This is a genomic window from Cupriavidus sp. TMH.W2 (genome assembly GCF_050847365.1).
In the GTDB taxonomy this organism is placed as follows: Bacteria; Pseudomonadota; Gammaproteobacteria; order Burkholderiales; family Burkholderiaceae; genus Cupriavidus.
The window spans coordinates 2,841,409-2,867,521 of record NZ_CP193792.1; the positions used below are offsets into that span (position 1 = coordinate 2,841,409).

Annotated in this window: 21 protein-coding genes and 1 tRNA gene; 12 read left to right on the top strand and 10 right to left on the bottom strand. The window is 63.1% G+C overall.

Annotated features, from left to right (window positions below):
- Window positions 1-8 precede the first annotated feature (8 nt).
- The 6 genes from ACREYQ_RS13055 to ACREYQ_RS13080 are packed head-to-tail and all read right to left on the bottom strand — an operon-like array spanning window position 9 to window position 6,199.
- The gene (locus ACREYQ_RS13055; protein WP_432258003.1) at window positions 9-1,313 is read right to left on the bottom strand and encodes a sulfate adenylyltransferase subunit 1; all 1,305 of its coding nucleotides are present in this window, start codon (window positions 1,311-1,313) and stop codon (window positions 9-11) included.
- Between the two features lie 25 nt (window positions 1,314-1,338).
- Window positions 1,339-2,304 carry a sulfate adenylyltransferase subunit CysD gene (gene cysD / locus ACREYQ_RS13060; RefSeq protein WP_432258004.1) on the bottom strand — a complete coding sequence of 322 codons (966 nt, stop codon included), beginning with the start codon at window positions 2,302-2,304 and terminating at the stop codon, window positions 1,339-1,341.
- Window positions 2,305-2,316: 12 nt separating this feature from the next.
- Entirely contained in the window at window positions 2,317-3,120 is an 804-nt protein-coding gene (locus ACREYQ_RS13065; RefSeq protein ID WP_432258005.1) for a phosphoadenylyl-sulfate reductase, read from the bottom strand.
- Window positions 3,117-3,698: a DUF934 domain-containing protein gene (locus ACREYQ_RS13070; protein WP_432258006.1), complete on the bottom strand. Its 582-nt coding sequence runs from the start codon at window positions 3,696-3,698 to the stop codon at window positions 3,117-3,119. The genes ACREYQ_RS13065 and ACREYQ_RS13070 overlap by 4 nt, the downstream gene beginning before the upstream one ends.
- A 16-nt stretch (window positions 3,699-3,714) precedes the next feature.
- The gene (locus ACREYQ_RS13075) at window positions 3,715-5,397 is read right to left on the bottom strand and encodes a nitrite/sulfite reductase (protein ID WP_432258007.1); all 1,683 of its coding nucleotides are present in this window, start codon (window positions 5,395-5,397) and stop codon (window positions 3,715-3,717) included.
- Window positions 5,398-5,425: 28 nt separating this feature from the next.
- Entirely contained in the window at window positions 5,426-6,199 is a 774-nt protein-coding gene (locus ACREYQ_RS13080; protein WP_432258008.1) for a sulfite exporter TauE/SafE family protein, read from the bottom strand.
- Between the two features lie 165 nt (window positions 6,200-6,364).
- Here ACREYQ_RS13080 and ACREYQ_RS13085 point away from each other — a divergent pair, with 165 nt between their 5' ends.
- The 4 genes from ACREYQ_RS13085 (at window position 6,365) to ACREYQ_RS13100 (ending at window position 10,839) form a co-directional block, all read left to right on the top strand.
- A complete protein-coding gene (locus ACREYQ_RS13085) occupies window positions 6,365-7,306 on the top strand; it encodes a CysB family HTH-type transcriptional regulator (protein ID WP_432258009.1) in 942 nt (313 codons plus the stop codon).
- An 86-nt stretch (window positions 7,307-7,392) separates the two neighbouring features.
- Complete coding sequence (locus ACREYQ_RS13090) at window positions 7,393-8,556, top strand: methyltransferase (protein ID WP_432258010.1); 1,164 nt, start codon at window positions 7,393-7,395, stop codon at window positions 8,554-8,556.
- A 209-nt stretch (window positions 8,557-8,765) separates the two neighbouring features.
- On the top strand, window positions 8,766-9,929 hold the full coding sequence (locus tag ACREYQ_RS13095; protein ID WP_432258011.1) for an ABC transporter substrate-binding protein: 1,164 nt from the start codon (window positions 8,766-8,768) through the stop codon (window positions 9,927-9,929).
- Window positions 9,913-10,839 (top strand): NAD(P)-dependent oxidoreductase, encoded by a 927-nt coding sequence (locus ACREYQ_RS13100; RefSeq protein WP_432258012.1) that lies wholly within the window; start codon window positions 9,913-9,915, stop codon window positions 10,837-10,839. Before ACREYQ_RS13095 ends, ACREYQ_RS13100 begins: the two co-directional genes overlap by 17 nt.
- Window positions 10,840-10,871: 32 nt before the next feature.
- Here the strand turns inward: ACREYQ_RS13100 and ACREYQ_RS13105 are convergent, their stop codons facing one another.
- On the bottom strand, window positions 10,872-11,792 hold the full coding sequence (locus ACREYQ_RS13105) for an alpha/beta hydrolase (protein ID WP_432258013.1): 921 nt from the start codon (window positions 11,790-11,792) through the stop codon (window positions 10,872-10,874).
- Between the two features lie 150 nt (window positions 11,793-11,942).
- Here ACREYQ_RS13105 and ACREYQ_RS13110 point away from each other — a divergent pair.
- Window positions 11,943-12,027, top strand: a tRNA-Leu gene (locus ACREYQ_RS13110).
- A 530-nt stretch (window positions 12,028-12,557) separates the two neighbouring features.
- On the opposite strand, the gene ACREYQ_RS13115 is transcribed toward ACREYQ_RS13110, so the two are convergent.
- A complete protein-coding gene (locus tag ACREYQ_RS13115; protein ID WP_432258014.1) occupies window positions 12,558-13,067 on the bottom strand; it encodes a hypothetical protein in 510 nt (169 codons plus the stop codon).
- Between the two features lie 331 nt (window positions 13,068-13,398).
- On the opposite strand from ACREYQ_RS13115, the gene ACREYQ_RS13120 reads away from it, so the two are divergent.
- Window positions 13,399-14,802 (top strand): hypothetical protein, encoded by a 1,404-nt coding sequence (locus tag ACREYQ_RS13120; protein ID WP_432258015.1) that lies wholly within the window; start codon window positions 13,399-13,401, stop codon window positions 14,800-14,802.
- 104 nt (window positions 14,803-14,906) lie between these two features.
- On the opposite strand, the gene ACREYQ_RS13125 is transcribed toward ACREYQ_RS13120, so the two are convergent.
- Complete coding sequence (locus ACREYQ_RS13125; protein ID WP_432258016.1) at window positions 14,907-15,209, bottom strand: DNA-binding protein; 303 nt, start codon at window positions 15,207-15,209, stop codon at window positions 14,907-14,909.
- Between the two features lie 137 nt (window positions 15,210-15,346).
- Between ACREYQ_RS13125 and ACREYQ_RS13130 the strand changes: the two genes are divergently transcribed.
- Window positions 15,347-15,676: a hypothetical protein gene (locus ACREYQ_RS13130; protein WP_432258017.1), complete on the top strand. Its 330-nt coding sequence runs from the start codon at window positions 15,347-15,349 to the stop codon at window positions 15,674-15,676.
- 329 nt (window positions 15,677-16,005) lie between these two features.
- Here ACREYQ_RS13130 and ACREYQ_RS13135 read toward each other — a convergent pair whose 3' ends face one another.
- Complete coding sequence (locus ACREYQ_RS13135) at window positions 16,006-16,875, bottom strand: hypothetical protein (RefSeq protein ID WP_432258018.1); 870 nt, start codon at window positions 16,873-16,875, stop codon at window positions 16,006-16,008.
- Window positions 16,876-17,354: 479 nt separating this feature from the next.
- Here ACREYQ_RS13135 and ACREYQ_RS13140 point away from each other — a divergent pair, with 479 nt between their 5' ends.
- From ACREYQ_RS13140 to ACREYQ_RS13160, 5 genes are all read left to right on the top strand, one after another.
- A complete protein-coding gene (locus ACREYQ_RS13140; RefSeq protein ID WP_432258019.1) occupies window positions 17,355-19,196 on the top strand; it encodes a type I restriction-modification system subunit M in 1,842 nt (613 codons plus the stop codon).
- Window positions 19,193-20,509, top strand: coding sequence for a restriction endonuclease subunit S (locus ACREYQ_RS13145; protein WP_432258020.1), 1,317 nt, complete (start codon window positions 19,193-19,195; stop codon window positions 20,507-20,509). The genes ACREYQ_RS13140 and ACREYQ_RS13145 overlap by 4 nt, the downstream gene beginning before the upstream one ends.
- On the top strand, window positions 20,506-21,438 hold the full coding sequence (locus ACREYQ_RS13150; protein ID WP_432258021.1) for a DUF5655 domain-containing protein: 933 nt from the start codon (window positions 20,506-20,508) through the stop codon (window positions 21,436-21,438). Before ACREYQ_RS13145 ends, ACREYQ_RS13150 begins: the two co-directional genes overlap by 4 nt.
- Window positions 21,439-21,494: 56 nt before the next feature.
- Window positions 21,495-24,608: a type I restriction endonuclease subunit R gene (locus ACREYQ_RS13155; RefSeq protein ID WP_432258022.1), complete on the top strand. Its 3,114-nt coding sequence runs from the start codon at window positions 21,495-21,497 to the stop codon at window positions 24,606-24,608.
- Between the two features lie 62 nt (window positions 24,609-24,670).
- A complete protein-coding gene (locus ACREYQ_RS13160) occupies window positions 24,671-25,465 on the top strand; it encodes a hypothetical protein (RefSeq protein WP_432258023.1) in 795 nt (264 codons plus the stop codon).
- Window positions 25,466-26,113 lie beyond the last annotated feature (648 nt).

Below are 26,113 nucleotides of genomic sequence, written 5' to 3' on the forward strand. Positions count from 1 at the left end.
GTCAGCGATCAGGAGAACGCACGGATCATGCCTGCGGCCACCGTGTGGTTGGTCGCTTCGTCGATCAGCACGAAGGCGCCCGTTGCCGGGTTGTCGCCGTAGGCATCGCACACGATCGGCTTCTGCAGCGAGATCTGCACCGAACCGATGTCGTTCAGGCGGATATCGTGGCGGCCGGTCTCGTGCGACAGCGTGTGCACGTCCAGCACGCGGTCCACCGCCGACACGCGCGCGAACACGCTGGCCGTGGTGTGCTTGAGCACGTACTTGCGCGCCGGGTTCAGCGACTCGTCGTCGAACCAGCACAGGTCGGCCTGCAGCTTCCTGGCCGGCGCTGTGGCGGCATCGGCGGCGACGAACATGTCACCGCGTGATACATCGACGTCCTCGGACAGGCGCACGGTAACGGTGTCGCCGACGTTGGCGGATTCGGCCGCGCCGTTGGGCGTCAGCACCTCGGCCACCACGGCGTCGCGGTTGGCAGGCAGCACGCGCAGCTTCTGGCCCACGCGCACGGTGCCGGCCTCGATGCGCCCGGCATAGCCGCGGAAGTCGTCCGACTGGGAGCCGTCCTGGCGGATCACCAGCTGCACCGGGAAGCGCAGCGCGGCATCGTCCTCAGGCGCGGCTTCTTCCACCGGCAGGTCTTCCAGCAGCGGCAGCAGCGGCTCGCCCTGGAACCACGGCATGGCATCGCTCTCATGCACGATATTGTCGCCACGCAGCGCCGACACCGGCACGTAGCGCACGTCCTTCAGGCCGAGCTGGCTGGCCAGTTCGGTGTAGGCGGTGCGGATCTCGTTGAAGCGCTCTTCGCTGTAGTCGACCAGGTCCATCTTGTTGATGGCAACGATCACGTGGCGGATTTCCAGCAGCTTCAGGATTGCCGAATGGCGCTTGGTCTGGGCCAGCAGCTCGGCGCGGCCATCCTTGACGGTAACGCGGGTGGCATCGACCAGCACGATGGCAGCGTCGGCGGTCGAGGCGCCGGTGACCATGTTGCGGGTGTACTGCTCGTGGCCCGGCGTATCCGCGATGATGAACTTGCGGCGCGCGGTCGAGAAGTAGCGGTAGGCCACGTCGATGGTGATGCCCTGCTCGCGCTCGGCCTCCAGGCCGTCGGTCAGCAGCGAGAAGTCGATCTGCTCGCCGGCGGTGCGCTTGTTCTTGGCGTTGGCCAGCGCGGTCAGCTGGTCGGACAGCACGGCCTTGCTGTCATACAGCAGGCGGCCGATCAGTGTGCTCTTGCCGTCGTCGACGGAGCCGGCGGTGATGAAGCGCAGCAGGCCTTGATGGGTTGCTTGGTGAGTCATGTCTGAATCCTTTGCTGCGTGCGGCTTAGAAGTAGCCTTCCTTCTTGCGGCGTTCCATCGAGGCTTCGCTCGTCTGGTCGTCCATGCGGGTGGCGCCGCGCTCGGTGATCTCGGTCACCGCGGTCTCGGCGATGATCGCTTCCGGCGAATCGGCAACGCTGGCCACCGGGCAGGTGCAGCTGATGTCGCCGACGGTACGGAAGCGCACCGACAGCACTTCGCTGACGTCGCCGTCCTGCTTGGGCGTGATCGGCGTGACCGGCACCAGCAGGCCGTTCTTGCGCACCACTTCGCGCTGGTGCGCGTAGTAGATCGGCGGCAGCGCCAGGTTTTCGCGGGCGATGTACTGCCACACGTCCAGCTCGGTCCAGTTCGAGATCGGGAACACGCGCATCTGCTCGCCCTGCGCCATGCGGGCGTTGTACAGGCTCCACAGCTCGGGGCGCTGGGCCTTGGGGTCCCACTGGCCGAACTCGTCGCGGAACGAGAAGATGCGCTCCTTGGCGCGGGCCTTCTCTTCATCGCGGCGGGCGCCGCCCATCAGCGCGTCGAACTGGTGCTCGCCGATGGTTTCCAGCAGCGTCACGGCCTGGGCCGCGTTGCGCGAATCGGTTTCCTTGCGCAGGCGCACGGTGCCGCGCTTGATCGAGTCCTCCACATGCCCCACCACCAGGCGCGCGCCCAGTTCAGCCACGCGCTGGTCGCGGAAGGCGATGACTTCCGGATAGTTGTGGCCGGTGTCGATATGCACCAGCGGGAACGGCAGCTCGATCTTGCGGTCGCCCAGGCGGAAGGCCTTCAGCGCCAGGTGCAGCATCACGATCGAGTCCTTGCCGCCGGAGAACAGCAGCGCCGGGTTGCGGCACTCGGCCACCACCTCGCGGATGATGTAGATGGACTCCGCCTCCAGGCGGTCGAGATGGTCGTTCTGTACCTGCAACAGGTGGGCCACGCTACTGGTGGCTTCTGCGATGTCGTTCATGATGCCCATTTTGTTCCGGCCTCAATGCTTGATGTTCTGTTCGTGGAGCCCGCACTCTTTCGAGTCCTTGCTCTCCCACCACCAGCGTCCCGCGCGCACGTCCTCGCCCGCGCGCACCGCGCGCGTACACGGCTCGCAGCCGATGCTGGGGTAGCCCTTGGCGTGCAGGTCGTTGACGGGCACGTTGTGGCGCTTCAGGTAGGCCCACACCTCGGCCTCGCTCCAGTCCGCCAGCGGATTGAACTTGGGGATGCCGCGGGCCTCGTCCAGTTCCTCGAACGGCAACTCCGAGCGCGTGACCGCCTGCTCGCGGCGCTGGCCGGTCAGCCAGGCGTCGGCGTGCGAGAGCGCGCGGTTGAGCGGCTCGACCTTGCGGATGCCGCAGCATCCCTTGCGCGCATCGACGCTGTCGTAGAAGCCGTTCAGCCCGTGCTTCTTCAGGTAGTTCTCGACCGCCTCGGCGTCCGGCGTGAACTGCTCGATGCTGTAGCCGTAGTGCGCCTGCACCTTGTCCAGCACCGCCAGCGTCTCGGCATGCAGACGTCCGGTCTGCAGCGTGAACACGCGGATGCCCGCGCGCACGCCTTCGGTGCCGCGCAGGATGGCGTCGGTCAGCACCATGTCCTCGGCCGCCAGGCTCGAGGCGAAGCGCGCGCGGAAGAAGCGGCCGGCGATGCCCGCCAGGCGCTCGCCCAGTTCGCGCTCCTTCTGCTCCAGCGCGGCGATGCTGCCGGTGTATTCCGGCGCGACCCACAGCGCGGGCGGGCGCAGCGCCGATACGGCGCCAGCGTCGACCACGGCGATGTCGCTCAGTACCGTGCTCATGCCGTTTCCTTCGCTTGCGCGCCAACCTCTGCCCGCGCGCGGCGGAACAGCGGCAGCGGCTCGTCCACCGAGGCCTGGTAGGTCACGGTGAACTCGGTGAAGCCCTTGATGGCGTCGTCGATGCTCTTGTCGGCGCGCACCGCGAAGGCGTCGAAGCCGCAACGCTTCATGAAGTTGAGCTGGTCGCGCAGCACGTCGCCGATGGCGCGCAGCTGGCCCTTCCAGTGGTAGCGGGTGCGCAGCAGGTAGGCCGTGGAAAAGCCGCGGCCGTCGCGGAACACCGGGAAGTCCACCGCCACCAGCGCCACGCGCCCGAAGAAGGCCTCGGCATCGGCCGGTTCGTCTTCCGGGGCCAGCCACACGCCGGTGCGGGCCGCGTCGCGGCCGGCCAGCAGCGCTTCGCTGGCCTTCCACACCGACAGCGGGAACAGCACCGCGTCCTGGCTTTGCGCGGCCGCGGCGATCTGCTCGCCGGTCAGCGGCTGCTCGGCGGTGCCGCGCAGCACGGTCCAGGCGTCATCGACGATGACGGGGGCGACGGTAGCGCCGTCCTGTTGCAGTTGAATGATCTTTGCCATGTTCAGTCTCCGGTCCTCAGGCTTCAGCGCGCTCGCGCGGCTGCTTGTCGGCATACACGCGTTCCTTGAACGGGGCGATGCCGATGCGGGACAGGGTTTCGATAAAGCGTTCGTCTTCGATGCGGTTGGCCACGAAGGTGTCGATGATGCGGGTCACCACTTCGGGCATTTCCTCGGCGCTGAACGACGGGCCGATCACCTTGCCCAGCGCGGTCTGGTTGCCCTGGGCGCCGCCCAGCGTCACCTGGTACCACTCCGAACCATCCTTGTCGACGCCCAGCACGCCGATATTGCCGACGTGGTGGTGGCCGCAGGCGTTGATGCAGCCCGAGATGTTCAGCGAGATCTCGCCCAGGTCATAGACGTAGTCGAGGTCGTCGAAGCGGTCCTGGATCGCCTGCGCGATGGGAATCGACTTGGCGTTGGCCAGCGAGCAGAAGTCGCCGCCCGGGCAGGCGATGATGTCGGTCAGCAGGCCGATATTGGGCGTGGCCAGGCCGGCCTTTTTGGCCAGGCCCCACAGCTTGAACAGGTCCTGCTTCTTCACGTCCGGCAGGATCAGGTTCTGTTCGTGCGCCACGCGCAGCTCGCCAAAGCCGAACTGGTCGGCCAGGTCGGCCACGGCTTCGATCTGCGCGTCGGTGGCGTCCCCCGGGGGCGACACCACACCCGGCTTGGTCGACAGCGTCACCGCGGCGTAGCCCGGCACCTTGTGGCCGTGCACATTGCGGCTGACCCAGCGCGCAAAGGCCTTGTCTTCCAGCAGGTGGTTCTCGTACGAGGCGTCGGTGTCGGCCAGCTTTTCATAGGCCGGCGGCGTGAAGTACTGCGCCACGCGGTCGAATTCAGCCTGCGTCAGCGTGGCCGGGCCGTCCTTGCTGTGCTGCCATTCTTCCTCGACTTCCTGCGCGAACTTCTCGGCGCCGATGGCCTTCACCAGGATCTTGATGCGCGCCTTGTACTTGTTGTCGCGGCGGCCGTAGCGGTTGTACACGCGGATGGCCGACTCGACGTAGGACAGCATGTGCTGCCACGGCAGGTCGTCCTTGATGATGGTGCCCAGGATCGGCGTGCGGCCCAGGCCGCCGCCGGCCAGGATGCGCAGGCGCGTTTCGCCGTCGGCGTTCTTGTAGGCGTAGATGCCGATGTCATGCATCTGCACCACGGCGCGGTCGTCGGCCGAGGCCGAGATGGCGATCTTGAACTTGCGCGGCAGGAAGGCGAATTCCGGCTGGAAGGTGCTCCACTGGCGCAGCAGCTCGGCCAGCACGCGCGGGTCCACCGATTCGTCCGGCGCGACGCCGGCGAAGTGGTCGGTGGTGATGTTGCGCACGCAGTTGCCCGAGGTCTGGATGGCGTGCATCTCGACGCTGGCCAGCTCGGCCAGCACGTCGGGCACGCGCTCCAGGTCCATCCAGTTGTACTGGATGTTCTGGCGGGTCGAGAAGTGGCCATAGCCGCGGTCGTACTCGCGCGCGATATGGCCCAGCTTGCGCATCTGCTTGGAGGACAGCAGGCCGTACGGAATCGCCACGCGCAGCATGTAGGCATGGCGCTGCATGTACAGGCCGTTCTGCAGGCGCAGCGGCAGGAATTCTTCCTCGGTCAGCTCGCCGGACAGGCGGCGGCGCACCTGGTCACGGAACTGGGCGACGCGCTCGGCGACGATGCGCTGGTCATATTGATCGTACTGATACATGGCGGGGTCCGTTCAGTATTCGTTGAATTCAGGAAACGAGCTTGATGGCGACCAGCGTCAGCGTGGTCGCCAGTGCGGCGCGCACCAGCCGCTCGGGCAGCGCCCGGGACAGTTGCGCGCCCAGCCAGATGCCGGGGATCGAACCCACCAGCAGCGCCAGCAGCAAATTCCAGTCGACCGTGCCAAGCCACACATGGCCCAGCCCGGCAATCGCCGTCAGCGGGACGGCGTAGGCAATGTCGGTGCCGGCCACTTCAGCCGGCTTCATATGGGGGTACAGCAGCAGGATCAGCGTGGCGCCAACCGCGCCGGCGCCGATCGACGACACCGTCACCAGCACGCCCAGCACCACGCCCACCACCACGGTGGCGACGGCCTGCCGGCGGCCTTCCAGCTGGAAGCGGGGGTTGCGCGCCAGCCAGGCCAGCAGTTGCTTGCGGAACAGCAGCGACAGCACCGTCAGCAGCACCGACACGCCGATGGTCACGCGGATCGCATGCAGCCACTGCGCGTTGAGCTCGCCGGCGCTCTTCAGCACCAGGATGGCGGCCACCGCCGCCGGCAGGCTGCCGATGCACAGGCGCCGCACCACCTGCCACTGCACATGGCCGTGGGCGCGGTGCGCGATGGTGCCGAAGCCCTTGGTGATGGCCGCGAAGGCCAGGTCGGTGCCGACCGCGGTGGCCGGCGAGAAGCCGAACAGCAGCGTCAGCAGCGGCGTCATCAGCGAGCCCCCTCCCACCCCGGTCAGACCGACGAGGACGCCTACAAACAGACCGGAAACGGTATAGGCAACAGACATGGGGGACTCGGTGAAACCTGGCCCGTGGATCTCGCATCACAAAGTGGCTGCTGCGAGAAGACGCACTGAGGGCAGGCCGTTCATTAACAAAGTTCGAGAATCGTAATAAACTGGCCTCATACCTCAAACTAATAAGAAGTTGTTTGTTTATACGAACCCAGATATATGAACTTGCACCAGTTTCGTTTCGTGCGTGAGGCCGTCCGGCAGAACTACAATCTGACCGAAGCTGCAAAAGCGCTCTACACGTCACAACCTGGCGTGTCCAAGGCCATCATCGAGCTGGAAGAAGAGCTGGGCGTGGATATCTTCACCCGCCATGGCAAGCGCATCCGCAGCCTGACCGAGCCGGGCCGGCGCATCCTGAGCTCGGTCGAGAAGATCCTGCAGGAGGTGGAAAGCCTGAAGCGCGTCGGCATGGACTATGCGGCACAGGACCAGGGCAACTTCACCATCGCCACCACGCACACGCAGGCCCGCTACGCCCTGCCGCGGGTGATCAGCGAGTTCACCAAGCGCTACCCCAAGGTGCGGCTGTCGATCCAGCAGGGCAACCCGTCACAGATCGCCGACATGCTGCTGCACGACCAGGCCGATATCGGCATCGCCACGGAAGGCATCTCCGCCGACAAGAACCTGGTGTCGCTGCCGGGCTACCAATGGACGCATATGGTGATTACGCCACCTGAACATCCGCTGCTGGACAAGAAGCACCTGGCGCTGGAAGACCTGATGGGCTTCCCGCTGATCACCTACGATGCCAACTTTGCCGGGCGGACCAAGATCGACAAGGCCTTCGCGCTGCGCCACCTGGAGCCCGACATCGTGCTGGAAGCCATCGACGCGGACGTGATCAAGACCTATGTGGAGATCGGGCTGGGCGTGGGCATCGTCGCCGGCGTCGCCTATGATGCCGAGCGCGACCGCAACCTGCGCGGCATCCCGGCCGGGCACCTGTTCGGCAGCAACGTGACGCACCTGGCGGTCAAGCAGGGGGCCTACCTGCGCAGCTTTGTCTACACCTTCATCGAACTGTTCTCGCCGACGCTCAACCGCAAGCTGGTTGAGCAGGCCATGTCCGGCGAACACGAAGCCTACGAACTCTGAGGACGGCCCGCCGCCGCCTCTCCGATATAAGAAGCAAACCCAACCATGCATTTCCTGCCCATCACGCCCTGCCGGCCGGAGGCCCTGTGAGCGACCTGCCCCGCATTCACTGGACTGAAGACGGCGTCGAGCGCAGCGCCGCCTGGCGCTCAGAAGCCGGCCTGCCGCCGCCCCGGCGCGTGGTCATCGCCGACGACACCACCAGCGCCGACACCGCCTACCGCCTGGCCTGCGAAGGCACCGCGCTGCTGTGGCGCGGCGACTTCCAGAACGCGCGCCAGCTGCTGCACGCACTGGCCCGCCGCACCGAGCGCAAGCCCAAGAAGGCCAGCCGCCCCGGCCAGAAGGCCAGGGACAAGACCAAGGGCGCGGCGGCCTCGCCCACCGAGGCCTTTCACCTGCACCGGCTGGCGCAGTCGCAGCGCGCCCGCACGCTGGGCATGCTGCTGCTGCCGTTCGAGGCCAGCCACGAGGTGCCGCTGCGCCGCGCGCCGGATGTGCGCGACGCCTGCGAGCAGGTCTACGGCCCGGCCGGCGAGCCCTATGTGGCATCGATGCGCGAGCTGCTGGGCATGATCGGCGCCTTTGAATGGCGCAAGAAGGGCGTGGAGATCCCCGCGCTGGAAGACCGCATCCACCCCTGGTACGGCGTGTTCTCGCCGGTGCGCGGCGAGTATGTCGACCTGGTCGCGGCCGAGCCGCTGCCGGCGAAGACGCTGGCCTTCGATATCGGCACCGGCACCGGCGTGCTGGCCGCGGTGCTGGCCCGCCGCGGCGTGCAGCGCGTGGTCGCCACCGACCAGGATCCGCGCGCACTGGCCTGCGCGCGCGAGAACATCGCGCAACTGGGCTACACCGCGGAGGTCGAGATCGTGCAGGCCGACCTGTTCCCGGAAGGCCGGGCACCGCTGGTGGTGTGCAACCCGCCCTGGGTGCCGGCACGGCCCAGTTCGCCGGTCGAGCGCGCGGTCTACGACCCGGACAGCGCCATGCTGCGCGGCTTCCTGCAAGGGCTGGCCGACCACCTGGAGCCGGGCGGCGAAGGCTGGCTGCTGCTGTCGGACCTGGCCGAGCATCTGGGCCTGCGCCCGCGCGAGGAACTGACGGCGTGGATCGACGCCGCCGGGCTGAAGGTGCTGGGCCGCTCCGACATCCGCCCGAGCCACCCGCGCGCAACGGATGCCGCCGACCCGCTGCATGCGGCGCGTTCCGCCGAAGTGACCTCGCTCTGGCGCCTGGGCGTGCGCTGACCCCAGACAGTTCCGAAGCCGACTCCGCCCAAGAAACCACCGTCATTCCCGCGCAGGCGGGAATCCAGCGTCTTAAAAGCCGCTGGGTCCCCGCCTGCGCGGGGACGACGTGTCAGTCATTGAGGGCAAAGCGGCACCAGGCAATCGCCCGTGCCTCTTCCGACGAAGTTCGGCTATCCTTCCCGTCACATATAAGAACGGAGGAGACGATGCTGAAACTGCCCCTGCGCCCCCTGTTGCTGGCCGGCGCCCTGCTCTGCGCCAGCGCCGCGCATGCCGACATCCGCGTCGGCGTCGATGTGTCCACCACCGGGCCGGCGGCCTCGATCGGCATCCCCTCCAAGAACACCGTGCTGATGTGGCCCCAGACCCTGGGCGGCCAGAAGGCTCACTACGTCATCCTGGACGACGGCTCCGACCCGTCCGCCGCGGTGCGCAACGTGCGCAAGCTGATCTCCGAGGAAAAGGTCGACGTGATCGTCGGCCCCAATATCACGCCCACCGCCATCGCCGCGCTCGACGCCGTGGCCGAGGGCGAGACGCCGATGGTGGCGCTGGCGGCCTCGGCCGCCATCGTCGAGCCGCAGGCCGACGCCAAGCGCCGCTGGGCCTTCAAGATGCCGCAGAACGACTCGCACATGGCGACCGTGCTGACCGAGTACATGAGCAACCACGGTATCAGGACGGTCGGCTTTATCGGCTTTGCCGACGCCTACGGCGAGAGCTGGTGGCGCGAGTTCTCGAAGCTGGCCGAGGTGCGCAAGATCAAGGTCGTCGCCAACGAGCGCTTCTCGCGCAACGACACCTCGGTCACCGGGCAGGTGCTCAAGCTGATGGCGGCCAATCCGGACGCGATCCTGATCGCCGGCGCCGGCACGCCGTCGGTGCTGCCGCAGAAGACGCTGGGCGAGCGCGGCTACAAGGGCAAGGTCTACCAGACCCACGGCATCGCCACCTGGGACTTCCTGCGCATGGGCGGCAAGGACGTGGAAGGCACGCTGTTCCCGACCGGGCCGGTCGTGGTCGCGCGCCAGCTGCCCGAAAGCCACCCGGTGCGCAAGGTCGCGCTGGATTTCGTCAACCGCTATGAAGGCAAGTACGGCGCCGACAGCGTGACGCAGTTTGCCGGCGACGCCTGGGGCGCGTGGATGCTGCTGGACGACGCCGCCCGCCGCGCGCTGAAGACCGGCGCCCAGCCCGGCACGCGCGAGTTCCGCGCCGCCATGCGCGACGCGCTGGAGGCCACCACCAATCTCACCATCCCCAACGGCGTGATGAACATGAACCCGAAGGACCACCAGGGCTTCGACCAGCGTTCGCGCGTGATGGGGGTGATCCGCAACGGCAAGTTTGCCTATGCGGGCGACAAGTAGTCCGCTGCATCAAGAAAGGAAGCATGGCATGAGCACCACTCTCACCCCCACCACCGTCGCCTTCATCGGCCTGGGCGCCATGGGCTCGCACATGGTCCGGCACCTGCTGGCCGCCGGCCACACCGTGCGCGCCTTCGTGCGCCGCCCCGAAGCCGCCGAGGCCGCGCGCGCGCTGGGGGCGGAACCCTTCTTCACCCCCGCCGAAGCGGCGCGCGGCGCCAGCGTCGTCTTCACCAACGTGACCTCCTCCGAAGACGTGCGCGAAGTGCTGCTGGGCGAGCAGGGCGTGATCCACGGCGCCGCGCCGGGCACCCTCTGCGTGGACCACAGCACCATCTCGCCGATCGTCACGCGCGAGATCGCCGCGGCGCTGGCCGCGCGCGGCATCGAGGCGCTGGACTGCCCGGTCTCGGGCGGCACCATGGGCGCCGAGGCCGGCACCCTGACCATCATGGTCGGCGGCAAGCCCGAGATGCTGGAGCGCGCGCGCCCGCTGCTGCAGCGGCTGGGCAAGACCATCACCCATATCGGCGACCACGGCGCGGGCCAGGTCGCCAAGCTGTGCAACCAGATCGCGCAGGTGGTCAATATCGAAGGCATTGCCGAGGCCATGCGTTTTGCCGCCGCGCAGAACGTCGACACCGGCCGCGTCTTCGAAGCCATGGCGACGGGCATGGCCGGCAGCCGCATGCTCGACCTGATGGGCCCCAAGATGGTGGCGCGCAATTTCGCCGCCGGCATCGAGGCGCGGCTGCACGACAAGGACTTCGGGCTGGCGCGCGATATTGCCGAAGAGATTGGCCTGGACCTGCCCGCGATGCAGGCCACCTCGGCGCAGCTGAGCGCGCTGATGGCCAGGGGCTGGGGCACGGACGACACCTCGTCGCTGCTGCGCGTGCTGGAGGGCTGACGCCCTTCCGGCCAGCGCAGACCGGTGCGCGCTCAGCGCTCCATCAGCCGCAGCACCGCGCGCGTCAGCGCGCCGTCCGGGCTGGCAAAGCTGTCCAGCACATTGAAGTGATGGCAGTCCGGCAGCACCAGGTCGCTCGCTGCCGGATGCGTCACCTTGGCCGGCCACGCCGCGCGGATCAGCGCGTGCTGGCGGTGGTATTCCGCGGCCTCGAGCTCCCCCACCGCAATCGCCAGCGGGGCACCGCTGGCCGGCGGCATGTATGCGGGCGACAGCCGCGCGACATCGTCTTCCGAGAACTGCAGGTCGCGCTGCAGGAAGGCCGCGCGCCGCAGCGGCTCCATGTCGTACAGCCCGCTGACCGAGAGCCCGCCCTTGACCAGGCCGGCAGGCAGGTCCGCACCCAGCTGCGGCCAGCGCGCGGCCATCAGCATCGCCACAAGGTGCCCGCCGACGGAATGCCCCGCCAGGAAGAGCTTGTGCGGATCATGGCCCAGCCGGTCCGCCTGCCGGTACAGCCAGGCCACGCTGCGCAGCACCTGCCGCACGATCTCCGGCACCGTCACCGCGGGCACCAGCGTGTAGTTGACCACGGCCACCGACACGCCCAGCGCTGGCAAGGCGCTGGCGACAAAGCTGTGGTCGTGCTTGTCCAGCGCCCGGTAGTAGCCGCCGTGCACGAACACCAGCAGCGGCGGCAGCGCCCCGTTGGCCCGCTGCGCGGGGAAGTAGTCGAGCGTCTCGCCCTGCGCATGAGCCGAGTTTTCGCCGGCATAGCTCAGGTCCGCCAGGAAGGGGCTGCGCGCGCGCACCTGCGCCGACCACTGCGCCCAGCGCGCCATATGCACCGGGTTGTCCGGCACATTGGCGCGGTTGTTGTACTCCCGGTCGTAGAAGCCGGGGTCCTGCGAAGGCAGGCTGGCGAGGCGCGCCAGCGAAGCTTGGTCGGTCATGGCGGTCGGGGCGGTGGGCGTGTAAAAGGCTGGTCGCCATGCTACCGGATTTGTGCGGCCGCCGAAGCGCCCGGCGCCGGTTGTCCGAAGACGGGATTTCCGGCATAATTCCGGGCTCAGCACGGCACCGGTTCCGGCGCCATACACCCTGCCCGGGTGGTGAAACAGGTAGACGCAGGGGACTCAAAATCCCCCGAGGCAACTCGTGTCGGTTCGAGTCCGACCCCGGGCACCATCTCCTCGAATCCCTTATCAGACAACGGTTTGCGGCGGATTCTGTAGCCCGAACATGCATACGCCGAATCGACGTCATCGGCACATTTCCCACAAATTTCCCACACGCGCAGGATGTTTCTTTATACCCGTGGAGAGGACTTGCGGGAAAGAGGAACAGCGCTGGGTCGTTCCGCCACCCCCAGCACCAGCTGCAACAACGTCGCAACAGCGGCGGCTAGACCGTCCGCGCAAACGCCCCCCCGGGGGCGCCAGCGCACACGTAGCCGCGATACCTGGCATTAGCTTCCACATGGAGCGCGATTCTGCTGACTCCGAGCGGTCACCCCGACGCAGCCAGTCCAGCATCAAGGCCCGGTCGACCGAGCACGAGCCAAACGACCGCATCCTCATGCCAGACCCCGGCGACATGCCCGCCGATAGTGATGACCCTGACGCAGTTTCGAGCCCCGGCGCCGGGCATCAGCCAATGGTCGTCGTCGACTGACATGCTTCCTGCAGACGGAGGATTCTTAAGCCCCCAAACAGCGATTACCTTTCGGTCGCCTCAGCCTCTTCCAGCGACGCCTTGTACTTGGCTACCGTCATGCCCGCGCGCGCCGCATCGGATTTCAGCTGGGCACTAGCGTAGCGCTTCCACGCGGACTCGCGCTTGCGCTCAGTCGTGGCACACATGGCTGCATTGCGCAGTTCATAGTGCTCGGTATGGTCGACCAGGCTTTGGAGGCTGGTCAATGCCTTGTTGTGCCTGCGGCGAGCCCCTGCGCTCATATCGCCGTGCGCGTTCAGGATGGCATGGTAGTGCTCGAGGTAGTGTGCCAAATGTAGCAACGGTGCCAGCGCAGATTGTTTCGCCATTTGGTAAGCGTCCTCGTCTGCGGGCCGGTAAGTGCGCATGACGTGCAGCGCTCGCTCGGTCATGCGCTGCATGTCGTCTTCAAAGCCATCCACGTAGTTCACGGCCGTTACTTTGGGGGTCTTCCTCGCCGCTGGCTGAGCCGGCCGAACTACTTTTTTTGCTGCGACCTTTGCTGCTGACATCGATGCTCCTATGAGAAATCGGGGAACAACGGTTATCGGCATCAACACGCCATCTCTGAAGTACATGGCTCCCAAACAATACGCCCTGGCTCATCGCATCGCCCGGCGCGTAATTCGACGAGCGCAACAAGAGCGGGCCATCCGCGCACTGGCGGACGAGCCCTTTTTGGATTCCATTTCATTTGCGCCCTGACCGACTTTATGTAGGGCACGTCGCCTGCCAATGCAGCATGCAGATAATCTCTTGCCAACGAGTTGTCAGGAAATTCCCTACAAAAAAGCACTACATTCGAACTATTGTCATCTCCATGATGGTCAATAGGAGAGTGCCATGCGCTCCTGGTCAAGGGGAAAGCCCAAGCTCACGCTCGAAGAAATGCGAGCGATTGCACAGCGTCGCGGCGGTGAATGCCTAGCCACCGAGTACGTTCGCGGTAGAAGTCATTTGCCGTGGCGCTGCCACAGGGGGCATGAGTGGTCGGCAAATGGTGAGAGTGTCAAGGCCGGGAGTTGGTGCCCGGCCTGTGCCATTGAACGCAACCAAAGGAGGCTGCGGATTCGGGGATATTTGAAATGCCAACAGATAGCGCGCGAGCATGGCGGCCGCTTCCTGTCCCCGACCTATGAAGATAACAAAACGCCGGCCCTTTGGGAATGCAAGAAAAAGCATCGCTGGCCGACGAAACCCGTCAATGTCTTCGCGGGGCATTGGTGCCTGATTTGTGCAAATGAGAAAAAGAGCAAGGACAATACGAACCTAACTATCGAAGACATGCAGAAGCTTGCCGCCAAGAAGCATGGCAGATGCCGGTCAACGGTTTATCGAAATGTCTACCACCCATTGGACTGGGAATGCGCTCTCGGCCATCAATGGCCCACTGCGCCGGCGAACATCATTGCCGGACACTGGTGCTCCGAATGCGGGCGTGGTTTGAGCGAGCGCATCTGCCGCGCGGTCTTTGTGAGTCTATTCGGCATGGAATTCCCCCGGGTTCGGCCGAAATGGCTCATCGGCGCGCGAGATGCACGACTCGAGTTGGACGGGTATTGCGAAGGCCTGAAGCTCGCCTTCGAGTACCACGGTGCGCAGCACTTCGTGAAGGTCAGGTCATTCAAGATGGATGGGAGGCGGCTGTCCGCCCTACAAGCCCGCGATGAACTCAAGCGCGCCAGATGCCGTGAGCGTGGCATTACCTTGATTGAAATCCCCTACACGGTGCCCAACCAGGCTATTGAATCGCACATACGAACCGAACTAGAGCGCACAGGTTTTGCTAGAAAAGAATGGCGGCGTCGGCCACCCGTTGACCTGGACCAGCTTGAGATAATCGTAGATGAGCGGCTAACTCGGTGTCAGACAATGGCAAGTGAGCACAGTGGCGCCTTCCTGAACAGTCAGTATTTGGGGCAGTCTGTAAACCATCGGTGGCGCTGCCGCGAGGGGCACATATTTCCGTTGACGCCAAGAGCCGTCCGGCGGGGTGGTTGGTGCCCCATTTGCCGGAAGACCGAGCAAGCGACGCGGCATCGCGTAGAAACGTTTGAGAAAATTCAACGACGCCTGGCGCAGAGCGGCGGGCGCCTCGAGTCCACAGAATTCGTCAGCCAGAATGCGCCGCTCCAGCTGCTCTGCAAGTATGGTCACCGCTGGGCTACATCTTGGGCCAGTCTGCGCCACGGTACGGCATGCCCAGTCTGCCGGCGTCGTCCTGAGCGATTGCCGACAGCCCCGTGACGTAGGGACCAGAGAGGAACTGAAATAACGTCGAAAAAAGAACGGTGCAATCGCACGCCCAGACAAGGAGAGGCCGTCCGCTCAACGGACGGCCCTCTGCCGAATCAATCTTCTTCACGCCCTGACCGACCTCGAGCATCACGCAACGCCAGCCGGCGCAGATGCTGGTGTATCGTAGTCATGCTCCCCTTCCCTAATTCCAGCCGGATATTGCGCGCTGCCGGCCTGCGCCCCCGCTTCATCAACGCTACGCAAGCCCTGACAACGTCGACCTGGGTAATGCCCTTGCGTCCTGTCATCCCTGACCTCCAGTAATGCCTGCCCGAGTGGACAGACCCGTCTCGTATAGGCAACGGCAAGGTGTTACGTAACAAAAACCTGATGCAACTCAGAACGGTGAGAGGCATGCTTTCGCTGTTTCAACATCGCATGGAGAACTCAGATGAGCGTGACAGAAATGTGCCCACCGGCCGGCGTGCGAACCGTGTTGCATCTCTCCCCAGCGGTTTGCGCCGCTGCACTATCTGCCGCACAACGAGCCGGAATGAGCTTGCAAGAATGGCTCGACCACCGGGTCAGCTATGCACTGGCCGGCGACAACATGATGATTGCTGATGGCTTGGATGCTGTGGCACCCTGGTCGCTCGCCTGCGCCGACCTGTTCGTCCAGGTCGCGAATCACGCCCCGGAGACCCTGAGCGGCCGATGGGCGCTGCTCTACGAACGAGTACGACTCGAGCGCTCGCTCTGGCACCTGCCCACGCAAACGGTGGACGACATCGAAAGTGGCATGCCGCCGGACGAGCCATTTATTTCACCGGCGAAGTTGCGAGCAGCTTGGCCACGGTTGTGCGCGGCAACATTCTGTTGTTGACGAAGGCCATAACGGCGAGAGCGGCTCACAACTGCGAATCGGCGCTAGAGTGCTAGCCCTTTCTCTCCTGTGCAGGTTCAGGCCAGCGCTCCGGAATGGACGTCAGTCTGAGGGATGGCAGCAAAGGAAATTTGCCAGGGCTTCGCCCCCTTGCCTCCTGGGGAATAGCCTCGCGCGCAACTTCGCGTCCGTGGCATAGTACGGCTACACCCCCCCCCGAGCCATGACCGATACGGACAGGTAGCCCGCCGCCGACGAAAACTACCTTCGGATTTGGCTAGTCAAGTCGGCGCTGCATGCCTGGTACGCGCCTAGCCACCTGGGCTTTCTCAGCCCTGGCGCCGCACCCATTCCGTGGCACTTGTTAGAAGCGCACAAGCTGTTGTTAAGACCATCGTTGCATCCTTGCGGCTGTACCACTCCGCACGCCCGTTTTCGTCGACATGGTGCGCAAGATGCGTGTAGTGGCGAACCGCATCGAGAATCGCCAACGCGCGCTGCAACTTCGATTGGTCCCTCAGGCGCCCCGACCGCTCAGACCGAGCCGATTTAATTTCAGTGTCACGTTCGAGGCCCGTCTGCAGGCTATCGAGCGCTTGGCGGCAGGAAGCGACCACTAGCTCGTATTCCCCAGCCACAAGAAATCGCTGTGCGTCACGAAGCAACTTCACCGCGCTGGATAACTCATCGGGAATCGAACCTACTGGCATCTCCACGCCGACAACAAACATGTCCGCAAACCCGAGTTGCCCCAGCACTTTGGCCCAGTCAGTCAGATTAACTGTGTACCGAAGCCCGTCAACCACGGGGATGGTTTCTTGTGCCGAATGGCCGAGGCCATTTAACTGAACTTCAAATTCCACGCCACTGGAGCCGCGCAGTTCTTCCAGCGCTAGTAATTGCGCATCCGTAATATCCACTCGCAGGAGACAATTGCTTCGCCCACCATAGGGTTGACGCCGAAAAGCTTGTGGAATTTCGAACTCGCCGCGAGCAAGGTATCGGAGCCCTCCCGCGCGCGGCACAACACTTACTCTCGCGCTTACGGAGTCAATGCGGATTTCGGCCTCCCCTCTCTGCCCGGCAGCCAGGGTGAAATTGAAACTGAACAGAAGCGATTTCACGCCGACACCTGCGACGCCGGATACCCCAACGATGCTGGACTCCGCAACGATATACGACTGATAGTTCAGACTCATGTGGTTGTCCTGGTATCTCTGACTTTGCGCGACGGGCCGTCGCGCTGAAGTGGGCCCTGGAGTGGAGGCCGCTTGGCACGTCCTGGCTCGGGATGTCCCTTACGTCGAAGTAGGCATCGAACGCTAAGTCTTGGAGGCTTTGCGCCCCCACTTCCACCGAGCTCCAGCTGGCGCCTTCTACCTGAATCCACACCGTTTGGCAAGTAAAACAGAAGACAAATCGACAGAGGCAGCCCGATAGACCGGAGCCGAACCATGGCCTAACGCGATATTGAACACAATCACCTGCGGCAGGCGGGAACCAGAATCCCTACATGCGCCACGCCCTGCCCGAATGACGCGGAACCCGACCTCTGCATCACCCTACCCAAGGTAAAATTGAGCTCAATTCCTACTGCCGCCGGAAATGATGCCCACCGTGACCATTATCCCGCGCTCGGTTGCCATAACACCCCAAAGCAGGCACAGGCCCTGACACAATGAATCATCAAGCGCTATCGTCCTTCATCTGGTCCGTTGCTGACCTGTTGCGCGGCGACTACAAGCAGTCCGAATATGGACGCGTCATCTTGCCGTTCACAGTGCTCCGTCGGTTGGACTGCGTCTTGGAATCCACGAAGACGGCGGTGCTCGCCGAGTTCGCCGCCAAGTCAAAGGCCGGCCTGAATCCGGAGCCTTTCCTGTTACGCCTGGTCGGCGACGCCAAGTTCTACAATACTTCGCCTCTCGACCTGGCCAAGCTGCTGGGAGACCAGGACCACATCCGCCAGAACCTGTACGCGTATATCCAGGCGTTCTCGCCCGCAGCGCGTGACATCTTTGAGCGCTTTGACTTCCACACCCAGATTGAACGGCTTGCCAAAGCCAATCTGCTCTATCTGGTCACCGAGAAGTTTGCCAATATTGACCTGCACCCCACCACGGTGGACAACGCCCAGATGGGGCTCGTCTTCGAGGAGCTGATTCGGAAGTTCGCGGAAATCTCGAACGAGACTGCCGGGGAGCACTTCACGCCGCGCGAGGTCATCCGGCTGATGGTGAACCTCATCTTTATTGAGGACGACGATGTACTCACGCCTGGCAACGCCGTAGTGCGTACTATCTACGACCCGACTGCGGGTACAGGCGGCATGCTGTCGGTGGCTGGCGAACACCTCCTCGAGCACAATCCTTCTGCACGCCTGACCATGTTTGGGCAGGAGCTCAATGACGAGTCCTACGCCATCTGCAAGGCCGACATGCTCATCAAGGGCCAGGATGTCGCCAACATCGTCGCGGGAAACACGCTGGCGGACGATGGTCATGGCACCCGCAAGTTCGACTACATGCTCTCCAATCCGCCTTTTGGCGTTGAGTGGAAGAAGGTCGAGAAGGCCGTACGCCAGGAGCACGAACAGAAAGGCTTCGACGGGCGCTTTGGCCCTGGCCTGCCACGTGTGTCAGACGGCTCGATGCTGTTCCTGATGCACCTGCTTTCGAAGATGCGCCCGGCGCAGGAAGGCGGCAGCCGCTTCGGCATTGTGCTGAACGGCTCCCCGTTGTTCACCGGGGGCGCCGGCGGCGGCGAGAGCGAAATCCGCCGTTACGTGCTGGAGAACGACCTAGTGGAGGCCATTGTCGGCCTGCCGACCGACATGTTCTACAACACGGGCATTGCCACCTACGTGTGGATTCTCTCGAATAAGAAGCCGGATGACCGCAAGGGCTACGTCCAGCTCATCGACGCCTCGAGTTTCTGGCAGAAGATGCGAAAGAGCCTGGGCAGCAAACGCAAGGAGCTCAGCGACGACCATATCGACATGGTGACTCAGCTGTTCGGCAATTTCCTTGAGGCGGAACTGGCAACAGTGCTGGACGCCGAGGACAAGGAAGTAGGTCGTTATGTAGTCCCGACCACAGCAGACGCGCCTGAGGTGCCGGCCGGTGGCAAGGTCAAATTCGCGCCCATCTCCCGCATCTTTAAGAACGAGGAGTTCGGCTACAAGACGATTACCGTGGAGCGCCCGCTGCGTGACGAGCAGGGCCACGTGGTGCTGGGTGTCAAAGGCAAGCAGAAGGGCAAGCCACAGGCGGACAGCGCGCTGCGCGATACAGAGAACGTACCACTCACCGAGGACATCGGCGTCTATTTCAAGCGGGGAGTATTGCCGCACGCGCCAGATGCCTGGATTGATGACGAAAAGAGCAAAGTCGGCTACGAAATTCCGTTCAACCGGCACTTCTATGTTTTCGAGCCGCCGCGCGACCTGCATACGATTGACGAGGAACTGAAGGCGGTGTCAGCCAACGTCATGAAGATGCTCGAGGAGTTGGCGGAATGAGCTTGCCGACTTATCCGCAGTACAAGGACAGCGGGGTGGCGTGGCTGGGTCAGGTGCCGGCGCATTGGGGTATCGCGAGACTCAAGTTTGCTGCCACGGTTCAAACCGGCATTGCCAAGGGTAAAGACAACGCGGGTAAAGACACCATCGAGGTTCCTTACCTTCGTGTGGCAAATGTCCAAGACGGTTTTTTGGTATTGGACGACGTCGCCAAAATTGATGTCCCTCGAGAAGTCCTGCCGCGCTATCGCCTCCAAGTCGGTGATGTCCTAATGAATGAAGGCGGTGATTTCGATAAGCTCGGTCGCGGATGCATTTGGCGAGGTGAAATTGACGAGTGCATTCATCAAAATCACGTCTTCGCGGTGCGACCCACCTCAGTGTCTTCTGAATGGTTAAATGCCGTCACCAGCTCCGCCTATGCGCAGTTCTACTTCATGACGCGTGCCAAGCAGAGCACGAATCTGGCATCGATATCTTCAACCAACATCATGGAGTTGCCGTTGGTCTTGCCCCCCAGGATTGAGCAATCTTCGATTTTGCAATTCCTCGACCGTGAGACCGGCAAAATTGACGCGCTGATTGCCGAGCAGGAACAGCTCCTCACTCTGCTGGCAGAAAAGCGCCAGGCGACCATCTCGCACGCCGTCACACGAGGCCTCAACCCGAACGCGCCGATGAAGGATTCCGGCTTGGCGTCGCTAGGTGAGGTGCCGGCGCATTGGGAAGTCGGTGCCATAAAGCGGTTTTTCACCAGCCTGGATGGGAAGCGAATACCTTTGAGTGCGGAGGAGCGAGGAGGTCGACAAGGCGAGTTCCCGTACTACGGAGCGTCCGGCGTAATAGACTTCGTTGATGAATACATCTTCGATGAGGATTTGGTCCTCGTATCAGAAGACGGAGCGAATCTTCTGAACCGCTCGACGCCAATTGCCTTTGTAGCGGCCGGTAAGTACTGGGTTAACAATCACGCCCACATACTCAAGCCAATCGACGGCAATCTCAGTTTTTGGGCGGAAAGAATCGAAGCTTTGGACTTGGCGCCGGTGGTTACAGGCTCTGCTCAGCCAAAACTGACCATCGAAGCACTGATGAACTTAGTAATTGCGGCTCCTCCAACAAGCGACGAGCGAGCGGCCATCGCGACTTTCATCAGTACGGAGGCGGCAAAGCTCGATGCGCTTCATATCGAAGCCAAGCGCGCCATCGCCCTGCTCAAAGAACGCCGCAGCGCCCTGATTGCCGCCGCCGTCACCGGCAAAATCGACGTACGCGGAGCTGTGGCGCATCAGCAGGAGGAACTGGCCGCATGAGCGACATCCAACTGTTCCACCTCTCCAACGGCAAGGCAAGCGAATTACCGAGCCAGGCCGCGAAGCTGGAAAAGCAGTTGCAAGGCCTCATCGAAACGCACATGCCGACCTTCCTCGGCGTGCGCTTTCTAGCCAGCGAGTACGCTACCGGTAAGACTCACAAGGGCCGTATCGACTCCCTTGGTCTAGATGAGAACGGCTGCCCCGTTATCATCGAGTACAAGCGCCACAGCAACGAGAACGTCATCAACCAAGGCCTGTTCTATCTGGACTGGCTGTTGAACCATCAGGCGGAGTTCCGCTGGCTGGTCATGGAAAAGCTCGGCAAGGATGTGGCCGAGCAAATCGAGTGGACGGGCACACGACTGCTGTGCATCGCCGCCGATTTCACGCGTTATGACCGGCACGCCGTGCAGCAGATTCCCCGCAATATCGAACTGATTCGCTACAAGTTGTTCGGCGACGACCTGCTGTTGCTGGAACTGGTGAACGCCCAGACCGTTGCCGACGCCACGGTGGTCAAGCCGGGTCCAGCCGAAGTGCCCGCTGAGCCGGACAAACCAAAACCGACAGGCAAAGACAAGTCCCTGGAAGAGCAGCTTGCGGTGGCCACGCCAGAGATTCGCGAGTTGTACGCCCAAACGACCGGCTTCCTGACTGCGCTGGGCGACGACGTGCAGGAGAAGCGCCTGAAACTCTATACCGCCTTCCGGCGCTTGAAGAACTTCGCCTGCGTGATTGCCTATCCGAATCGCCTGCTCATTACGCTCAAGCTCGACCCGACCTCGGTTGCACTTGAGGAAGGTTTTAGTCGCGATGTCAGCCAGGTCGGCCACTGGGGCACCGGTGACCTCGAATTGACCCTCCATCAACTGGCGGACCTCGAACGAGCCAAACCGCTGATGGAGCGCAGTTACGCAGAAGGCTAGGGGGCGGCCCTCGCCTGCCCATCCAAAGAACAATATCGAATGAAGACGGGTCAAGCATGAGCAACCTGCACCAGGAACACCACTTCGAGGCCGAAATCTGCCAATCCCTGGCGGGTAACGGCTGGTTCTATGCCGAAGGCGATGCCGCGCGCTATGACCGCGCCAGCGCGCTCTTCTTGCCCGACTTGCTGGCGTGGATTGAGACGACCCAACCGGATACGTGGCAGCGTCTGACGAAGACCCATGGCCCCGCCCTCAAGGAGCGGCTGGCCGAGCGGGTGCGCAAGAGCCTGAACGAGCGCGGGACGCTGGATGTGCTTCGCCGTGGAGTCGAAATGCTGGGGCTAAAGGAGCCACTATCGCTGGTGCAGTTCAAGCCGGCACTGGCCATCAACCCGGTCATCCAGCAGCACTACGTCGAGAACCGCCTGCGCGTAGTACGCCAAGTGCGGCATTCGCCGAACTATCCGCAGGACGCGCTGGACCTGGTGCTCTTCGTCAATGGCATTCCGGTCGCCACGGCCGAGCTGAAGTCCGACTTCACGCAAAGCGTTCAGGATGCGGTGGACCAGTATCGATTCGACCGTCATCCGCAACCCAAGGGCGGCCAGGCCGAGCCGTTGCTGAGCTTCCCTGGCGGTGCGCTGGTGCACTTCGCCGTGAGCCAGGCCGAGGTCATGATGACCACACGACTGGCCGGTCCGGCCACGCATTTCCTGCCGTTCAACCGAGGCAATCTCGGCGCGGCGGGCAACGCGACGAACCCGGACGGCTTCGCCACCGCCTACCTGTGGGAAGAGGTGTGGGCGCGCGAGAGCTGGCTCGATATCCTGCACCGCTATCTAATTGGCAAGCGCGACGACAAGAAACAACTGAAGAGCGTCATTTTTCCGCGCTACCACCAGCTCGATGCGACCCGCAAGCTGGTTACCGATGTGCTGGCGCAGGGCCCCGGTGCGCGTTACCTGATTCAGCATTCGGCGGGCTCGGGCAAGACCAACTCGATAGCCTGGACGGCCCACTTCCTCGCCGACCTGCACAACGCCGAACACCAAAAGATGTTTGACAGCGTGCTGGTGGTGTCGGACCGCACAGTGCTCGACGCACAGCTGCAGGAAGCCATCTTTGACTTCGAGCGTACCACCGGCGTGGTGGCTACCATCACCACCGAGCACGGCAGTAAGAGTGCCCAGCTGGGTCAGGCACTCAAAGACGGCAAGAAAATCATCGTCTGTACCATCCAGACCTTTCCGTTTGCCTTGCAAGCGGTGCAGGAGCTGGCAGCGACGGAAGGCAAGCGCTTCGCCGTCATCGCCGATGAGGCTCACAGCTCGCAGACCGGTGAGGCGGCGGCCAAGCTCAAGCAGCTGCTGTCGGCCGAAGAATGGGCTGAGTTGCAGGATGGCGGTGAAGTCGATACCGAGGTGGTATTGGCCGCCCAAATGGAAGCGCGCACCGGCGCCAAGAGGCTGACCTACGTGGCCTTCACAGCCACGCCCAAGCAGAAGACGTTGGAGTTGTTCGGCCGAACCGGCCCTGACGGGCTGCCTCAGCCCTTCCATGTGTATTCGATGCGCCAAGCCATCGAAGAAGGCTTCATTCTTGACGTACTGAAGAACTACACGACCTACAAGCTCGCCTTCAGGCTGGCCCATGACGGCCAGGAATATGACGAGAAAGAGGTCGAACGCAGTGCTGCGATGAAGGGCATCATGCAGTGGGTGCGACTGCACCCGTACAACATCGCGCAGAAGGTACAAATCGTTGTCGAGCACTACCGCGAAAACGTGCAGCCCTTGCTGGATGGCAAGGCGAAGGCCATGGTCGTCGTCGCCAGCCGCAAAGAGGCTGTACGCTGGCAGAAGGCCATTCGCGCGTATATCGAGAAACGCAACTATCCCTTGGGCGTGCTGGTGGCGTTCTCCGGGGAAATCGATGACCCCGAGAGCTACCCGGCGCCGGTGTCCGAAACCAGCAAGGAGCTGAACCCCGGTCTCAAGGGGCGCGATATCCGCGATGCCTTTGCCGAGCCCGAGTATCACCTGCTGCTCGTCGCCAACAAGTTCCAGACTGGCTTTGACCAGCCCTTGCTCTGTGGCATGTACGTCGACAAGATGCTCGGCGGCATCCAGGCCGTGCAGACCTTGTCTCGCCTGAACCGCGCCCATCCGGGCAAGGACACTACCTACATCCTCGATTTCGTCAACGAGGCCGGCGACGTCCTGAAGGCGTTCAAGACCTACTATGAGACCGCCGAGCTGGAGGCCGCCACCGACCCGCATCACGTCTACGACCTGCGTGCCAAGCTCGACGCCAGCGGCTACTATGATGAGTTCGAAGTTGACCGCGTCGTCAAGGTCGAACTGGACCCGAAGGGTACGCAGGCACAACTGAGCACCGCCATCGCGCCGGTGGCGGACCGCTTGCTCAAGCGCTACAAGGCCGCGCAGCAGGACAAAGCCGCCGCCGAGGCGCAGCACGACGACAAGGATGCTCAGGCTGCCAAGGACGTCCTCGAAGCATTGGTCCTGTTCAAGAACGACATGGGCGCGTTTGTACGCCTCTACGCGTTCCTATCGCAGATTTTCGACTACGGCAATACCGATATCGAAAAGCGCTTTCTGTTCTACAAGCGCCTCATCCCGCTGCTGGAGTTCGGCCGTGAGCGCGATACCGTGGACCTGTCCAAGGTAGTGCTGACCCACCATAGCCTGAGGAACACCGGCCGCCAGCCGCTGAGCCTGAATCACGGTGAAGCTCCCAAGCTACCGCCGATGGATGCCGTTGGCAGCGGAGCCGTGCAGGACAAGCAGAAGGCCCTCCTCGACGAAATTATCGAGAAAGTGAACGGGCTGTTCGAGGGCGAGCTGACCGATGACGACCAACTCGTGTACGTCAATGGCGTGCTGAAGGGCAAGCTGCTGGAGAACGAGACGCTCGTCCAGCAGGCCATGAGCAATAGCAAGGAACAGTTCGCCAATTCGCCCGACCTGAAGGACGCCTTGCTTCACGCCATCATGGATGCTTTGGATGCCCATACCACCATGAGCACGCAGGCGCTCGGTTCGGAACGCGTCCGAGACGGACTGCGCGATATCCTGCTTGGGCCTGCGCAGCTTTATGAAGCGCTGCGGGCGCGCTCCGGTCCTTCCCAGAGGCCAGAGGCGTAGCGCCAAGGGCCCGGTTGCCAGCCAACGGTTCTCACGTGGTAAACCTTGTAAAACGACTCAGCATGCCAGCCGCTTTTCGACGCTACGTTGGTATTGACTATTCGGGCGCCCGGACTCCCAGCGACAGCCTAAAGGGCCTGCGCATTTACATGGCTGGCTCCGAGAACCCGGAGCCCGTCGAAGTTCTCCCGCCACCGAGCCCCCGCAAGTACTGGACACGGCGTGGCATTGCTATGTGGCTGGAGGACCTGCTACGGGAAGACGTTCCTACCATCGTCGGCATCGACCATAGCTTCTCGTTCCCGCTACGGTACTTCGAGGTCCATCACTTGGAACCCGACTGGTACGTGTTCCTGGACGACTTTCAACGACACTGGCCGACCGACGAGGAGCACATCTACGTCGATTTTGTTCGTGATGGTCTCGCCGGCAACGGCGCCGCGCGGCAGGGAAGTCCTAAATGGCGGCGCATAACCGAAGAGCGCTGCAAAGCGAAATCCTCGTTTCACTTCGACGTGCAAGGCTCAGTAGCCAAATCGACGCATTCCGGCCTCCCGTGGCTGCTGTATCTGCACCGGAAACTCGGCGATAGAGTTCACTTCTGGCCGTTTGACGGCTGGCACATACCGTCAGGTCGTTCCGCAATTGTCGAGGCCTATCCGTCGATGTGGCGATACGCGTTCACCGCGCGGGAAGGTATGACCAGCGACCAGCACGACGCGTACACCGTGGCGGCGTGGCTGCGGCGTGCTGACCAAGATGGCCTATTGCAGGCGGCACTCCATCCTCACCTTGACCCCGCAGACCAGGCTGTCGCACAAGTCGAGGGCTGGATTTTGGGTGTGGGTTCTGCCTGACACGCTTCGAGGAAGGGTAAGCACTTCGCCCCCAGGGCGGTATAGCGCGCAGCGCGCTGGCATTGCATACCGCAAGACCCACTTACTGGTGAGCGTCCGCGAGCTGAATACGCTGGCGCATTTCATACTCCGAGGAGCACCCTTCACCAGATGAAGGGCCTTCACCAGTCAAACTGATGGAGAAGACCGCCATCACTGCGAACTCGGATATTTGCCAGGGCTTCGCCCAAAAGACTGCTTCATGGGCATAGTTCCGTACGCCGCAGGCGTCCTGGCATAGCGAGGTGGCGGGCACCGCCGTCCGTGGCAAGCGGGGACAAGAAGTCCCGTCGACCATACTCCTCCCTGATAAAGCTATTTTTCTAGAGAAAGATTAGAGCAGCTCATCTCGACGTTCTAGCGCCGAACGCGTCCCTGGCATTTCTTTCCAACACTGCTCTTGGGGAGCTCATACCCCTTCCATCAAGGCAGTCTTCATATCCGAAATTACTGTCAGGCAAGGAGCATCACCCGATGTAATGACTAGCAATGAGTCTGAACCATGCAACTGACGGCGAATAGAACTGTACGAGCCTCGGCTCCTATCAACCTGGAACGCCAGGGCTTCGCCCAAAGAAGCGATTTGAGGACGAAGTCTATTTCTTAGGC